The sequence below is a fragment of the Vibrio sp. ED004 genome (assembly GCF_023206395.1).
In the GTDB taxonomy this organism is placed as follows: Bacteria; Pseudomonadota; Gammaproteobacteria; order Enterobacterales; family Vibrionaceae; genus Vibrio.
On record NZ_CP066149.1, the window covers coordinates 1643077 to 1657685 of the forward strand.

Genomic DNA, 14609 nt, shown 5'->3' on the forward strand with positions numbered 1-14609 from the left:
AAAGCGCTAGCTTATTGACCTAATAAGTCCCCTCACATGTATATCTACTGTGAGTGTTAACAAGGACCCTAACAATAAGGATAAACACAGATGCACAATATCACTGCGGAACGCGTTACTGCGGTTCGAGCTTGGCTTGAAGCAAACCAACTAGATGCCGTTATCATCCCACACGAAGATGAGTACCTAGGCGAGTACGTTCCAGCTCATAACGAGCGACTTCACTGGTTAACTGGTTTCACTGGCTCTGCAGGTGCAGCGGTCATCACTCGTGAAAACGCTGCTATTTTTGTTGATGGTCGCTATACTGTTCAGGTTCGTAAGCAGGTACCAGCAGAGTTATTTGAGTATCGCCACCTTATTGAAGAGCCGGCTTTAGATTGGATCATCAATTCACTAGCACAAGGCAGCAAGGTTGCATTCGACCCACGCATGCATACAGCAGCTTGGTTGAAAGGCGCACAAGCAAAGCTCACTGATAAAGTCGAACTCACAACATTAACAGCAAACCCGATTGATGAGCTTTGGTCTGATCGTCCTGAGCCTGTTGTATCTGATGTTCGCCTAATGGCGACCGACGCCGTTGGTCAATCAAGTGAAAGCAAACGCGCTGAAATTGCAGGCTTACTAAAAGCCAAAGGTGCGGATGCCGCTATCCTTACTGAACTAGACTCTATTTGCTGGTTACTCAACGTTCGTGGTTTAGACGTGTCTCGCCTACCGGTTGTATTGTCTAATGCCATCATTCACGCCGATGAAAGTGTCGATTTCTTCTTAGATCCAGCTCGTATCCCTGCTGGCTTTGAAGCGCACGTTGGTAATGGTATTCGTGTTTCTCACCCATCTGAGCTTGAAGCACGTCTTCAATCTTTAGAAGGTAAGAATGTGTCAGTTGATTCAGGCACAAGCAACGCTTGGTACACGCTTGTTCTACAAAACGCAGGCGCTCATGTCATTGAAGCAGCCGACCCATGCCTAATGCCAAAAGCAGCTAAGAACGAAACTGAAATTGCGGGCATGAAAGCGTGTCACATTCGTGATGGTGTTGCGATGGCAAAGTTCTTGTCTTGGATTGATGCTGAAGTCGCGCAAGGTAACTTACACAACGAAGCGGTATTGGCTGACAAAGTACAATCGTTCCGCGAGCAAGACCCAACGCTGATGGACCTAAGTTTTGACACCATTTCAGCAGCAGGCGGCAACGCAGCTATGTGTCACTACAACCATGAGAACCAACCTGAACCAGGTCAGCTAGAACTGAATACTCTGTACCTAGTCGATTCAGGCGGTCAGTACTTAGATGGTACGACCGACATCACTCGTACTATCGCGATTGGCCAACCAAGCGACGAAATGATTCAGCAGTTCACATTAGCGCTTAAAGGCCACATCGGCATTGCACGTGCGCGTTTCCCACAAGGTACTCGTGGTTTCCAACTTGATATCCTAGCGCGTCAGCACTTATGGGCAGAAGGTTTCGATTACGATCATGGTACAGGTCACGGTGTTGGTCATTTCCTAAGTGTTCATGAAGGTCCGCAAAGCATCTCTAAAAAGCTTATCGACGTACCTCTTGTTGAAGGCATGGTGTTATCAAACGAGCCGGGCTACTACCGTGCTGATGAGTTTGGTATTCGTATCGAGAACCTAGAATTGGTTGTTGAGCTGCCAACTCAAGGTGACTTCTCAGTATTGACGTTTGAATCGCTAACACGTTGCCCTATCGATAAGCGCAACATCAACGTCGACCTACTGACACGACCTGAGCTTGCATGGCTGAACGATTACCACCAAAAAGTATGGAACGATGTTAGCCCATTAGTTGAAGGTGATACGTTGGAATGGCTACGCCAATCAACAACACCACTTGCTCACGCTTAATACCTTGCTAAGCAGGTAACTGAACCAAAACTAGCTGGCTCAGTTAGATATTCAAACGGCTACCCTCAGGTAGCCGTTTTTGTTTGTCGATTTCACATCACTGATGTTTCACGTGGAACATTAGCCAAGATGTTATACCAATCTGGATAAGTAGGTGATCAGATAATTGCGTAGGAAAAATCGCTTAGAGCAGGGCATAGATTGCAGCTAGCTAGTTGGCCTACCTACAAAATCTATAACGATGCTATCAGCGATTTTAACTAGCAAGAATGTCCAGATACTTATTTAGATTGGTATTAGTTAGCCTGAGTAAGCGCTATGCCAATCTCGCCATACCGGGTCGAAGCCGCGTTGACGAATCATAGTTTCAACATCAGCTGCACTTCTCTCATCACTTATCTCAAACTGCTCAAGCTCTTCCTCACCCGAAGCATAACCGCCCGGTTGAGTTTTTGACGCAGCAGACATGCTAGTGATACCTAACGGCAACACGTTATCACGGAACGTTGCAGACTCACGAGTCGAAAGCGACAACTCCACCTCAGGGTTTAATAGTCGATAAGCACAGATAAGTTGCACCAACTGCTTATCACTCATAATCGACTTAGGTTGCAAGCCACCCTCACAAGGACGAAGGCGTGGGAACGAAATCGAGTAACGCGTTTGCCAGTAAGTTCGCTCTAAGTAATCCAAATGAGCGGCCACGAAGAAACAGTCTGTTCGCCAGTCTTCCAAGCCAATCAACGCACCAATCCCTATCTTATCAATACCCGCTTTTGCCAGACGATCAGGCGTTTCAAGCCGGTATTCAAAATCCATTTTGTTGCCACGCAAGTGGTGCTCAGCGTAAGTACTTGGGCTATATGTTTCTTGGTAAACCATCACAGCATCTAAGCCAAGGGTTTTGAGTTCCGCGTAGTCGTCTTGATCAAGCGGCTGAACTTCCATCGCAAGGTAGTTAAATTGCGCTTTGATATTCGGTAACACCTCGCGGAAGTACTTCATCCCAACCTTAGTTTCGTGCTCACCGGTCACCAACAATACACTATCGAATTTCATCTTTTTGATGGCCGCGCTCTCGGCATCAATTTCATCCAAAGTTAATGTACGACGCTTGATACGGTTCTCCATTGAGAAGCCACAGTAGGTACACGCATTCGCGCACAAGTTCGATAGGTACAAAGGAATATAAAGCGACATCGTATTGCCGAACCGCTTACGCGTTAGCGCCAACGATTGTTGTGCCATCTGCTCTAAGTAAGGCTCTGCCGCTGGAGAGATCAAAGCCTTAAAATCTTCTAAATCACGCTTAGGTTTACTCAAAGCACGTTCAACATCCGCCGCCGTTTTACTGAATATAGACATACCAATGTCATCCCAGTTGAGCTGTTTAAATCGATCAACAAACGTCATAGCAATACTACTCGTCTAGGAATGAGGTTAACGGACTGGAAGCAACAGCATGAGATACCTGACCTGCTAGTCCTGCAAGGTAAGCCATACGACCCGCTTCAACTGCCAACTTAAAAGCAATCGCCATTTCAACAGGCTGTTGTGAGGCTGCAATCGCAGTATTCACTAACACAGCGTCAGCACCCATTTCCATTGCACGCGCAGCATGTGATGGCGCTCCGATACCGGCATCAACAATCACAGGAACGTTGGCTTGGTCGATAATGATCTCTAAGAAGTCGGCTGACGCGATTCCCTTATTAGAACCAATGGGTGCACCTAGTGGCATCACAACAGCACAACCTACCTCTTCTAAGCGCTTACACAAGACAGGGTCGGCGTGGCAATAAGGCAACACAACAAAGCCATCTTTCACCAACTGCTCAGCAGCGTTAAGTGTCTCGATTGGGTCTGGCATCAAGTACTTTGGATCTGGGTGAATCTCAAGTTTTAACCAGTTAGTACCTAGTGCTTCGCGAGCCAAGTGTGCGGCAAAAATCGCATCCTTCGCGTTCTTCGCACCAGAGGTATTCGGAAGTAGATTTACGCCAGCATCAATAATTGGCTGCAAAATATCATCTTGCTCAGAACGAATATCAACTCTCTTCAGTGCCATGGTTGCCAGTTGAGAACCGGAAGCTTCGATAGCACTCGCCATCAAATGTTTGTTTGCGAACTTGCCGGTTCCAGTGAACAGACGTGATTGAAACGTTTTATCTGCGATGGTTAACATGGTTAGCCCCCTGCAATAGCTTGGAAAAGAGAGATGGAATCGCCTTCGTTGACGATGGTTTGTTGCCACTGGCTGCGTGGTACAACCGCGTTATTGATAGCAAATACACACCCTAAATCAGGTAGCGATAGTGCTTGGATGATGTCTGAAAGAGACGACGATTGCGCGACCTGCTCTGGTTGCTCGTTTATAGAAATAGTTATGTAGCTCATTGTGCTTCTTCTTGTAGGTGTTGGATCGCCGTTGTGTTGCAAACCGGACATTCGCTATCTTGCGTGACCAATAGGTTTTGCCAGTTCATGGTCTGGCCATCGAACAACTTTAGTTGATGCGTTGCGACTTTAAACTCGCCACTACTAATACGCTGAAAAGCAGCAAGAGCTTGGAGGTTACCTATAGTGCCGACCACAGGACCAATGATGCCGCTATCACTACAACGCGTTGTTTGTGGATGGTTCTCAAACGGGAAAAGGCAGTGGTAACACCCTTTCTGGTTCTGATAATCAAAGACAATAAATTGACCTTTCCAGCCGATTGCAGAACCCGATATCAAAGGTGTATTAGCTTTAAAACAAGCTCGGTTAACCTGCTGGCGTGACGCGAAGTTGTCAGTACAATCCAACACGAGATCAGCCAACATGACTTCTAATTCAAGTTGGCTTTCACTCATTCGTAGATTGATGGTTCTTACTTGGCTTCGACCATTGAGCTCATTCAGTTGTTGTTTAAGTGCTTCGACCTTAGGTAAACCTAATTGGCTCTCCTTGAACGCTACCTGTCTCTGAAGGTTGGACGAATCAACACAATCATCATCGACCAACACAATTCTTCCCACACCAGAAGCTGCGAGATAGAGAGCAGCAGCATTACCCAAGCCACCACAACCAATAACCAACACATGGCTGTTTAACAGGTTTCGTTGACCTTGCTCACCTATCTCAGGTAAGGCAATTTGTCGTTGGTAACGAATGAACTCAAAGTCACTCAACATAGCTAGGCTCCCGCATAACCTCTTTGCTAAGCGTTGAAGAGCTAGGAGCCATTAGCTTGTCGAAGAATTCGATCACTTTTTGTGGGTCTTCCGCTAATGTAATCGCACGTACAACAGCTAAGCTCGATACACCACAATACCAAACCTGCGCAGCTGTCGATTGGTCAATACCACCAATTGCAACCGTCGGATAACCAGTAAGTTCTTCTGTATATGGGATGGTATCAATTAGCTGCTGGTACAGAGATAAACGCACCAAACCTTGAGGCTTCGATGGCATCTCTTTCGTTGTGGTCGGAAATATATGGCCTAGTGCAATGTAGCTTGGATTGATTTGGACGATGCGTAGCAACTCATAATAACCATGAGTTGATAGACCGATCTTAATACCCGCTTGGCTCAGTTGGGAAAGGTTTGATTCCTCAATATCCTCTTGCCCCAGATGCACACCAAAAGCACCATGCTTAAGTGCAAGCTGCCAGTAATCGTTAATAAAAACCTGAGCGTTATGTTCTCGACCAAGTTCGATCGATCGTGCGACTTGTTGCTCTAAATCGGCTTGTTGAGGATTCTTAATACGCAGTTGGACGGTATTAATTCCGAGTTTAAGCAACCTTTCTATCCACTCAACATCATCAACCACCGGGTATAAGCCGAGGCTATTTTTGCTCAACTCAGGGAAGGTAAGTGATGTCCCTTGGTTGGCCCAACCAACACTGATATCCAGTCGTTCATCTTCTAGGACAGGGATAGGAAAATCTTGATAGTGTGATGGCCATGTTCCACGTGAAACATTCGATGCAGCGCGAGCTAAAGCCAGCGCGTCTTCCAATGGGAATTCCAACGCCAATAAAGTAAGTAGCCAAGCAAAGTGACCGCGACTATCTAATTCTTGAGGAGCTGTAGTGTCACTCTCGATAGCACGATTAGCATCTAAGTGTGACCAGATATCTAACACAGATGAATCATCGGAGACTCCGATATAGACGGTGTTCGAAGCTTGAGTCAAAGCAGTACAAACATCGGTTAAAGCAACTGAATTACTGTAATCAACAACGTGGTTCAATTGCGCTAACTGACACTCCGCCAATGAATCAACATCATGAGCAAAGCCAATAGATAATGCCTGTTGAGCATCAACGATAGAGAAGTATTGAGTTGGGCTTACACCCAACTCAACTGCATCAGTTGCTAAACCTTGTCGTTTAGCAACCAATAGACAGCTTTGAACCTCCCCCGTTAACTCGATGTATTGAGATGGGATGAGAATCTTCACTGTCATTATTCCTCTAATTGAGCTTCTTTTGCGCCTACAGCAGGGTGATAAAGTTCAGAGCCAGTATCACGGAACTCTTGCGATTTTTGACGCATTCCCTCCAACGGGTTATCTAGCATCTTAATCTCGATAGCCTGATCAGCGGCTACTTGTTCAGTGTCTTTCGCATACTCTCGAACTTCTTGAGAAATCTTCATCGAGCAGAACTTAGGTCCACACATAGAGCAGAAGTGAGCAACCTTGCCCGACTCTTGTGGCAGAGTTTCATCGTGGAAAGAACGCGCTGTTTCTGGATCTAAAGCTAGATTAAATTGGTCTTCCCAACGGAATTCAAAACGCGCTTTAGATAATGCATTATCTCGGATTTGTGCGCCCGGATGCCCTTTTGCCAAGTCTGCTGCATGTGCTGCCAGCTTGTAAGTAATCAAGCCAGTCTTCACATCTTCTTTATTTGGTAAGCCCAAATGCTCTTTAGGTGTTACATAGCAAAGCATCGCACAGCCGTACCAACCAATCATCGCCGCGCCAATACCAGAGGTAATGTGGTCATAACCTGGTGCGATATCAGTGGTCAGCGGGCCTAATGTATAGAACGGCGCTTCATGGCAGTGCTCTAACTGCTCGTCCATGTTCTCTTTAATAAGGTGCATAGGTACATGTCCAGGACCTTCAATAATCACCTGAACGTCGTATTCCCAAGCTACTTTAGTCAGCTCACCTAGAGTACGTAACTCCGAGAATTGAGCCTCATCGTTGGCGTCTGCAATAGAGCCAGGACGCAGGCCGTCACCTAGTGACAAAGCCACATCGTACTTCGCACAGATCTCGCAGATCTCGCGGAAGTGTGTGTATAAGAAGCTTTCTTGGTGATGTGCAAGACACCATTTCGCGATGATAGATCCACCACGAGAGACAATACCTGTCACACGTTTAGCCGTCATAGGAACGTAACGAAGAAGCAAACCGGCATGAATAGTGAAGTAATCAACGCCCTGCTCCGCTTGTTCAATCAAGGTATCGCGCATCACTTCCCAGTTAAGGTCTTCGGCTACGCCATTCACTTTCTCAAGCGCTTGATACATAGGAACCGTGCCAATCGGCACTGGGCTGTTACGTAGGATCCATTCACGAGTCTCGTGAATATTACGGCCTGTAGAAAGGTCCATTACGGTATCGCCGCCCCAGCGAGTCGACCACACGAGCTTCTCAACTTCTTCTTCAATCGAAGAGCTTACCGAAGAGTTACCGATATTGGCGTTCACTTTCACTAAGAAGTTTCGGCCAATAATCATAGGTTCTGATTCTGGGTGGTTGATGTTTGAAGGGATGATAGCTCGGCCTTCAGCGACCTCTTTGCGCACGAACTCAGGGGTAATTTCTTTGGGTAGGTTTGCGCCAAAGTTATGACCAGGGTGTTGGTGATTAAGCTGTTCATCAGCGAACTTCTGACGCCCCATGTTCTCACGTATCGCAATGTACTCCATCTCAGGAGTGATAATGCCCTGACGAGCATAATGCAGTTGAGTTACACATTGGTCACCAGTAGCACGACGAATTCGAGGCAGGTTTCCGTAACGAAGGTCATCTAGGGTTTCATCTTCTAAACGTTCTTTGGTGTAAACAGAGCTTACATCATCGAGCAATTCTGTATCACCACGCTCTTCAATCCATTGCTCTCGCAACTTAGGAAGGCCGTTATAAAGGTCTATTTCATGCGTAGGATCGGTATAAACACCGGAGGTATCGTAGACATGAATCGGCTCATTAGGTTCGAATACAGGCTCTTTTTTGGTACCACCAACAAGGCTATCTGCGAGGGATATTTCTCGTACAGGGACTTGAATGTCCTCTCGAGATCCTTGGATGTAAGCTTTTTTTGAATTTGGATAAGGTTGTACGGATAAAGAATCGATGAAATTCTTCGCTTCCAGTCTTGCTTGTTTACGACTCGACATAGCATTTTTCCTTGGCTTTTAGCCATTATTTATAGGGATAAAAATGCTTGACGGATTAGATGCTACAAGAGGGATCACGGTAAGAAATACAGTTGTGATCTGGAGATAGATCTCTAGAAGGATTCTAGTTAGATATCTACTCTTGTTCCCTTCGCAGGTATTAGCCTGATCAGGTTCAACGGATCCCGAGTTAACGGTCTCAGCCATATGGCACTCCGACAAGTTCGATCGAGTATATAAAAACGGCTTGGATAAACCAAGCCGAGTTGTTAACAAATCGTAAGAAAGTTCTAAGACTTTATCAAAAGTTGGAAGCCGATCCATGCAGCCGAGATACTGAGAACCACGTTGAGCAGCACATTGAGCCCCATCTTAAAGAAAGCACCCTGCTGCATAAGAAGTACGTTATCCATCGAAAATGTAGAGAACGTAGTCAGGGCTCCAAGGAAACCAAGGCCGATGATCTGTCTCCATGGTTCAGTCGCAACCATCTCATTTTCAAATGCGGCGATGAGCAAACCCATAATGAAGGAGCCGATTACGTTAACAGTTAGTGTACCGTAAGGAAAACCACGCCCTAACATCACTACACATAACTCTGAAATCAAATAGCGCGAACAAGCGCCAAATGCACCACCAATGGCAATAAAACCTAAAATAGATAGCTGACCCATGAATCCTCCCAAATAACAGTCCCTATATTCTAGCTTTACCGCCGATAAAAGCGAGGGTAGAAACTAAGAATGCATGTGCAAATATTAAACGTTACAGGTGTCACTTAACTTCAATATATCCCATCAAACCCGTTTTCATGTGCTCAATTACATGACAGTGGTACATCCAACGTCCTGGGTTGTCTGCAACAAATGCCGCTTTCGCTCGGCCATTTTTCCCTAGTAACACAGTATCGGTATGGAAAGGTTCTTCTATTTTTTTACCATCTAGTTCCAATACAGTGAATGTATGACCATGAATATGAATTGGGTGGTGGTATTGAGTGACGTTCTTAAGGTCGAATATATAAGTTTTGCCTAACTCTAAAGTCGCCAATGGATCGGGAATATTGTCTTTGCTCATACCCTCCCACGCGCGTTTATTCGTAAGCCAAAACTTAGGCATAGACTTCCCATCTTTAGATACCGGTGAGACTGCTCCTTCCCATTCAAACACAAAATCAATTTCTTCTGCGTTAACGAGATCTAAGTTAGGCACAGGATTGAGAGGCAATGAAGGAAGTATTTGACCTTCTATTAGCGTGGAATCTACAACCTCAAACTCACACAAGGAAAAAGGAAAGCGCCCTTTCATTTGAAGCACATTCACTCGCTCCCCCGCCTTGGGAGCAATCAACCCGAGATCGACACGCATACCTGGGCCAATTTTGTGTTGAGTCAGCTTATAAGATGTCTTTACAGGGTTACCATCAATGGCAATCACCCATGCTTCAGCACCTTCAATAGCTATCGGATAGGTAATCGTGTTATCAACATTCGCGATACGTAGCCTAGTCGTTGCGTGCTGCTTCAATTGATAGATGGGTTCATGTACGCCATTGACGCTACTCCACTCTCCTGGCGTGCCCATACGAGCACTGAGACGAGGAATCATCAAGTCTTTCCACTGGCCTTGTTTGTCGATATGCCAATGTTTAAGCATCAGAGCATGCTCTTCATCGAACTGAACTGGCGCACTCTCTTCGACAATAATAAGCCCGACCAAGCCCATACCAAGTTGCTTAACACTGTTCATGTGCGGGTGATACCAGAATGTACCCGCATCTGGTGGCGCAAACTCATAGACAAACGTTTCACCGGGCATAATAGGAGGCTGACTTAAGAAAGGAACCCCATCCATTTCGATCGGAATTCTCAGGCCATGCCAATGAATTGTGGTCGGTTCTGATAGCTTGTTTGTAAATCGAATCGTTACCTTTTCGCCTTGTCGACAGCGAATAATCGGTGCTGGAATCTGTCCATTAAAGGCTAAAACATTAGTACTAAATCCCTTCACCAACTCAGCGGTTGAAGGCTCAGCAGTTAAGTCATAAACGAGCTTTCCTTGCTCATCAACAGACCGCTTCATTGAGCAAGCAGGTAGGACGGTTAGCGCAGATATAGCGAGAGATGATTGAATAAACTTGCGACGGGAAATATCCATATTTGTTGCCTTTTAGTAATAACGACCAAAATGTAACAAAATATTGAGAACAATTCTCATAAAGAAGTGCGGTTTGTGCTGTCAATTGTTTATAAAAGAAGCGGAGATAAGTAAGCACTTACATTTTTAAGCATAGATTCTGTCAAAGATAAGAATTATCGATTAAAAATCAAACCAGCAGACGTAAAAAAGCCCCAGCATTTCTGATGAGGTTTTATATGGCAGGAGTGGAAGTTTAGACTCCCAACACGCGCTATTTTGGTGGGTCGGGGAATCCGCAGCTTTACTAATGGCGTATATTAGATGCGGAAAGCAAAAAGGCTCTAGCATTTCTGCTAGAGCCTTAAATATGGCAGGGGTGGAGAGATTCGAACTCCCAACACGCGGATTTGGAATCCGCTGCTCTGCCAATTGGAGCTACACCCCTAAAAATTTATCTTACTTCAGATTCGAAAAAACCTCGCACTAGGCGAGGTTATCGAATAAGTGGCGGAGTGGACGGGACTCGAACCCGCGACCCCCGGCGTGACAGGCCGGTATTCTAACCAACTGAACTACCACTCCGCAGTGGACTACTTGTCGTCGCTGACAAGTCGTTCATAATTTAAAGCCTGGCGATGTCCTACTCTCACATGGGGAAGCCCCACACTACCATCGGCGCTATTGTGTTTCACTTCTGAGTTCGGCATGGAATCAGGTGGGTCCACAATGCTATGGTCGCCAAGCAAATTTTAAAATTCGGAAAACTGTAATTTAAAAGTGTCTCTTCAAACTCATTCAAGGTCTGTCTTTGAGTCCACAAAACCCCTTGGGTGTTGTATGGTTAAGCCTCACGGGCAATTAGTACAGGTTAGCTCAATGCCTCGCAGCACTTACACACCCTGCCTATCAACGTTCTAGTCTTGAACAACCCTTAAGGACGCTTAAAGCGTCAGGGAAAACTCATCTCAGGGCTCGCTTCCCGCTTAGATGCTTTCAGCGGTTATCGATTCCGAACTTAGCTACCGGGCAATGCCATTGGCATGACAACCCGAACACCAGAGGTTCGTCCACTCCGGTCCTCTCGTACTAGGAGCAGCCCCCTTCAATTTTCCAACGCCCACGGCAGATAGGGACCGAACTGTCTCACGACGTTCTAAACCCAGCTCGCGTACCACTTTAAATGGCGAACAGCCATACCCTTGGGACCGACTTCAGCCCCAGGATGTGATGAGCCGACATCGAGGTGCCAAACACCGCCGTCGATATGAACTCTTGGGCGGTATCAGCCTGTTATCCCCGGAGTACCTTTTATCCGTTGAGCGATGGCCCTTCCATTCAGAACCACCGGATCACTATGACCTGCTTTCGCACCTGCTCGAATTGTCATTCTCGCAGTCAAGCGGGCTTATGCCATTGCACTAACCACACGATGTCCAACCGTGTTTAGCCCACCTTCGTGCTCCTCCGTTACTCTTTGGGAGGAGACCGCCCCAGTCAAACTACCCACCAGGCACTGTCCGTAATCCCGATTCAGGGACCAACGTTAGAACATCAAAACTACAAGGGTGGTATTTCAGGACGACTCCACCACATCTAGCGACGCGGTTTCATAGTCTCCCACCTATCCTACACATGTAGGTTCAATGTTCAGTGCCAAGCTGTAGTAAAGGTTCACGGGGTCTTTCCGTCTAGCCGCGGGTACACTGCATCTTCACAGCGATTTCAATTTCACTGAGTCTCGGGTGGAGACAGCGTGGCCATCATTACGCCATTCGTGCAGGTCGGAACTTACCCGACAAGGAATTTCGCTACCTTAGGACCGTTATAGTTACGGCCGCCGTTTACCGGGGCTTCGATCAAGAGCTTCGACCGAAGTCTAACCCCATCAATTAACCTTCCGGCACCGGGCAGGCGTCACACCGTATACGTCATCTTACGATTTTGCACAGTGCTGTGTTTTTAATAAACAGTTGCAGCCACCTGGTATCTGCGACTCTCGTCTGCTCCATCCGCAAGGGACTTCACTGATAAGAGCGTACCTTCTCCCGAAGTTACGGTACCATTTTGCCTAGTTCCTTCACCCGAGTTCTCTCAAGCGCCTTGGTATTCTCTACCCGACCACCTGTGTCGGTTTGGGGTACGATTCCTTACAATCTGAAGCTTAGAGGCTTTTCCTGGAAGCATGGCATCAATGACTTCACTACCGTAGTAGCTCGACATCGTATCTCAGCGTTAGTAGCGGTCCGGATTTACCTAAACCACCCGCCTACGTACTTGAACCTGGACAACCGTCGCCAGGCCCACCTAGCCTTCTCCGTCCCCCCATCGCAATTGTAAAAGTACGGGAATATTAACCCGTTTCCCATCGACTACGCCTTTCGGCCTCGCCTTAGGAGTCGACTTACCCTGCCCCGATTAACGTTGGACAGGAACCCTTGGTCTTCCGGCGAGGGAGTTTTTCACTCCCTTTATCGTTACTCATGTCAGCATTCGCACTTCTGATACCTCCAGCAGCCCTTACAGACCACCTTCAACGGCTTACAGAACGCTCCCCTACCCCACGCACCCTAAGGTACGTAGCCGCAGCTTCGGTGTATAGCTTAGCCCCGTTACATCTTCCGCGCAGGCCGACTCGACCAGTGAGCTATTACGCTTTCTTTAAATGATGGCTGCTTCTAAGCCAACATCCTGGCTGTCTGAGCCTTCCCACATCGTTTCCCACTTAGCTATACTTTGGGACCTTAGCTGGCGGTCTGGGTTGTTTCCCTCTCCACGACGGACGTTAGCACCCGCCGTGTGTCTCCCGGATAGTACTTACTGGTATTCGGAGTTTGCAAAGGGTTGGTAAGTCGGGATGACCCCTAGCCTTAACAGTGCTCTACCCCCAGTAGTATTCGTCCGAGGCGCTACCTAAATAGCTTTCGGGGAGAACCAGCTATCTCCAGGTTTGATTGGCCTTTCACCCCTAGCCACAAGTCATCCGCTAATTTTTCAACATTAGTCGGTTCGGTCCTCCAGTTGATGTTACTCAACCTTCAACCTGCCCATGGCTAGATCACCTGGTTTCGGGTCTAATCCTAGCAACTGTACGCCCAGTTAAGACTCGGTTTCCCTACGGCTCCCCTAAACGGTTAACCTTGCTACTAAAATTAAGTCGCTGACCCATTATACAAAGGTACGCAGTCACACCACGAAGGTGCTCCTACTGCTTGTACGTACACGGTTTCAGGTTCTATTTCACTCCCCTCACAGGGGTTCTTTTCGCCTTTCCCTCACGGTACTGGTTCACTATCGGTCAGTCAGTAGTATTTAGCCTTGGAGGATGGTCCCCCCATATTCAGACAGGATATCACGTGTCCCGCCCTACTCGTTTTCACTGATGATGAGATGTCGATTACGGGGCTATCACCCTTTATTGCGGCACTTTCCAGAGCCTTCATCTGTCTCATTAAAAGCTTAAGGGCTAATCCAATTTCGCTCGCCGCTACTTTCGGAATCTCGGTTGATTTCTCTTCCTCGGGGTACTTAGATGTTTCAGTTCCCCGGTTTGCCTCCTGTTGCTATGTATTCACAACAGGATACTTACTTATGTAAGTGGGTTTCCCCATTCAGGAATCCCAGACTTAAAGGTTATTACTACCTAATCTGGGCTTATCGCAAGTTATTACGCCTTTCATCGCCTCTGACTGCCAAGGCATCCACCGTGTACGCTTAGTCACTTAACCATACAACCCGAAAGGGTCTTAGCGTATGGCAACTAACCAAGGTTTTTGGTTGTCATCAAGAAGGGTTAATTCTCAATGACTGTTTGCCGGACTCAATTGTGATTCAAACGAATTTGAATCGAATACAAGACACTTGAATGTGTTTGTTGTGTTTATCTAAAAGATAAACATTGAGAACTTTTAAATTTGATTGAATTACTCGTAAGTAATCAATCAGTCAGCTTTCCAAATTGTTAAAGAGCATGAGACTTTAAGAACCAGTGTTCTAAAATTCACATTTTCTAAAGACTCTCACAGTCGAAAAATCCAACCAGCGACATAAGAAGTGGTTTGGAGTTTTAACTTCCAAGAATATTTAGAGAATGGTGGGCGATACCGGGCTCGAACCAGTGACCCCCTGCTTGTAAGGCAGGTGCTCTCCCAACTGAGCTAATCGCCCACGATAGTTTTAATTCCT

9 protein-coding genes, 3 tRNA genes, 2 rRNA genes and 1 riboswitch are annotated in these 14609 nt (G+C 46.6%); of the genes, 1 reads left to right on the forward strand and 13 read right to left on the reverse strand.

Annotation, left to right across the window (positions count from 1 at the left end; genetic code table 11):
- The first annotated feature begins 90 nt into the window (after positions 1-90).
- Positions 91-1881 (forward strand): aminopeptidase P family protein, encoded by a 1791-nt coding sequence (locus ITG10_RS07395; RefSeq protein WP_017631670.1) that lies wholly within the window; start codon positions 91-93, stop codon positions 1879-1881.
- A 300-nt stretch (positions 1882-2181) separates the two neighbouring features.
- Here the strand turns inward: ITG10_RS07395 and thiH are convergent, their stop codons facing one another.
- The 13 genes from thiH to ITG10_RS07460 form a co-directional block, all read right to left on the reverse strand.
- The gene (gene thiH / locus ITG10_RS07400; RefSeq protein ID WP_017631669.1) at positions 2182-3294 is read right to left on the reverse strand and encodes a 2-iminoacetate synthase ThiH; all 1113 of its coding nucleotides are present in this window, start codon (positions 3292-3294) and stop codon (positions 2182-2184) included.
- 7 nt (positions 3295-3301) lie between these two features.
- Positions 3302-4066, reverse strand: coding sequence for a thiazole synthase (locus ITG10_RS07405; protein WP_017631668.1), 765 nt, complete (start codon positions 4064-4066; stop codon positions 3302-3304).
- A gap of 2 nt (positions 4067-4068) precedes the next feature.
- A complete protein-coding gene (gene thiS, locus ITG10_RS07410) occupies positions 4069-4278 on the reverse strand; it encodes a sulfur carrier protein ThiS (protein ID WP_017631667.1) in 210 nt (69 codons plus the stop codon).
- Entirely contained in the window at positions 4275-5057 is a 783-nt protein-coding gene (locus tag ITG10_RS07415; RefSeq protein WP_017631666.1) for a HesA/MoeB/ThiF family protein, read from the reverse strand. The genes thiS and ITG10_RS07415 overlap by 4 nt, the downstream gene beginning before the upstream one ends.
- The gene (locus ITG10_RS07420) at positions 5047-6339 is read right to left on the reverse strand and encodes a thiamine phosphate synthase (protein ID WP_017631665.1); all 1293 of its coding nucleotides are present in this window, start codon (positions 6337-6339) and stop codon (positions 5047-5049) included. The genes ITG10_RS07415 and ITG10_RS07420 overlap by 11 nt, the downstream gene beginning before the upstream one ends.
- Entirely contained in the window at positions 6339-8288 is a 1950-nt protein-coding gene (gene thiC / locus ITG10_RS07425; RefSeq protein ID WP_017631664.1) for a phosphomethylpyrimidine synthase ThiC, read from the reverse strand. The genes ITG10_RS07420 and thiC overlap by 1 nt, the downstream gene beginning before the upstream one ends.
- Before the next feature lie 129 nt (positions 8289-8417).
- Positions 8418-8516: riboswitch (TPP riboswitch) on the reverse strand.
- A 62-nt stretch (positions 8517-8578) separates the two neighbouring features.
- Positions 8579-8962 carry a fluoride efflux transporter CrcB gene (crcB, locus tag ITG10_RS07430; protein ID WP_029405270.1) on the reverse strand — a complete coding sequence of 128 codons (384 nt, stop codon included), beginning with the start codon at positions 8960-8962 and terminating at the stop codon, positions 8579-8581.
- Positions 8963-9062: 100 nt separating this feature from the next.
- Positions 9063-10445 carry a multicopper oxidase family protein gene (locus ITG10_RS07435; RefSeq protein WP_017631663.1) on the reverse strand — a complete coding sequence of 461 codons (1383 nt, stop codon included), beginning with the start codon at positions 10443-10445 and terminating at the stop codon, positions 9063-9065.
- Positions 10446-10795: 350 nt separating this feature from the next.
- Positions 10796-10872: transfer RNA gene (locus ITG10_RS07440), tRNA-Trp, on the reverse strand.
- A gap of 60 nt (positions 10873-10932) precedes the next feature.
- Positions 10933-11009 (reverse strand) — tRNA-Asp (locus tag ITG10_RS07445).
- Between the two features lie 45 nt (positions 11010-11054).
- Positions 11055-11170 (reverse strand): 5S ribosomal RNA (rrf, locus tag ITG10_RS07450).
- Between the two features lie 94 nt (positions 11171-11264).
- A 23S ribosomal RNA gene (locus tag ITG10_RS07455) occupies positions 11265-14152 on the reverse strand.
- A 363-nt stretch (positions 14153-14515) separates the two neighbouring features.
- Positions 14516-14591, reverse strand: a tRNA-Val gene (locus tag ITG10_RS07460).
- Between the last annotated feature and the right edge of the window lie 18 nt (positions 14592-14609).

Bases quoted from the DNA above. Each gene is read 5' to 3' on its own strand.
- ITG10_RS07435 (WP_017631663.1), bottom strand. From the start codon at position 10,445: ATGGATATTTCCCGTCGCAAGTTTATTCAATCATCTCTCGCTATATCT.
- ITG10_RS07405 (WP_017631668.1), bottom strand. From the start codon at position 4,066: ATGTTAACCATCGCAGATAAAACGTTTCAATCACGTCTGTTCACTGGA.
- ITG10_RS07420 (WP_017631665.1), bottom strand. From the start codon at position 6,339: ATGACAGTGAAGATTCTCATCCCATCTCAATACATCGAGTTAACGGGG.
- ITG10_RS07415 (WP_017631666.1), bottom strand. From the start codon at position 5,057: ATGTTGAGTGACTTTGAGTTCATTCGTTACCAACGACAAATTGCCTTA.
- thiH (WP_017631669.1), bottom strand. From the start codon at position 3,294: ATGACGTTTGTTGATCGATTTAAACAGCTCAACTGGGATGACATTGGT.
- crcB (WP_029405270.1), bottom strand. From the start codon at position 8,962: ATGGGTCAGCTATCTATTTTAGGTTTTATTGCCATTGGTGGTGCATTT.
- ITG10_RS07395 (WP_017631670.1), top strand. From the start codon at position 91: ATGCACAATATCACTGCGGAACGCGTTACTGCGGTTCGAGCTTGGCTT.
- thiS (WP_017631667.1), bottom strand. From the start codon at position 4,278: ATGAGCTACATAACTATTTCTATAAACGAGCAACCAGAGCAGGTCGCG.
- thiC (WP_017631664.1), bottom strand. From the start codon at position 8,288: ATGTCGAGTCGTAAACAAGCAAGACTGGAAGCGAAGAATTTCATCGAT.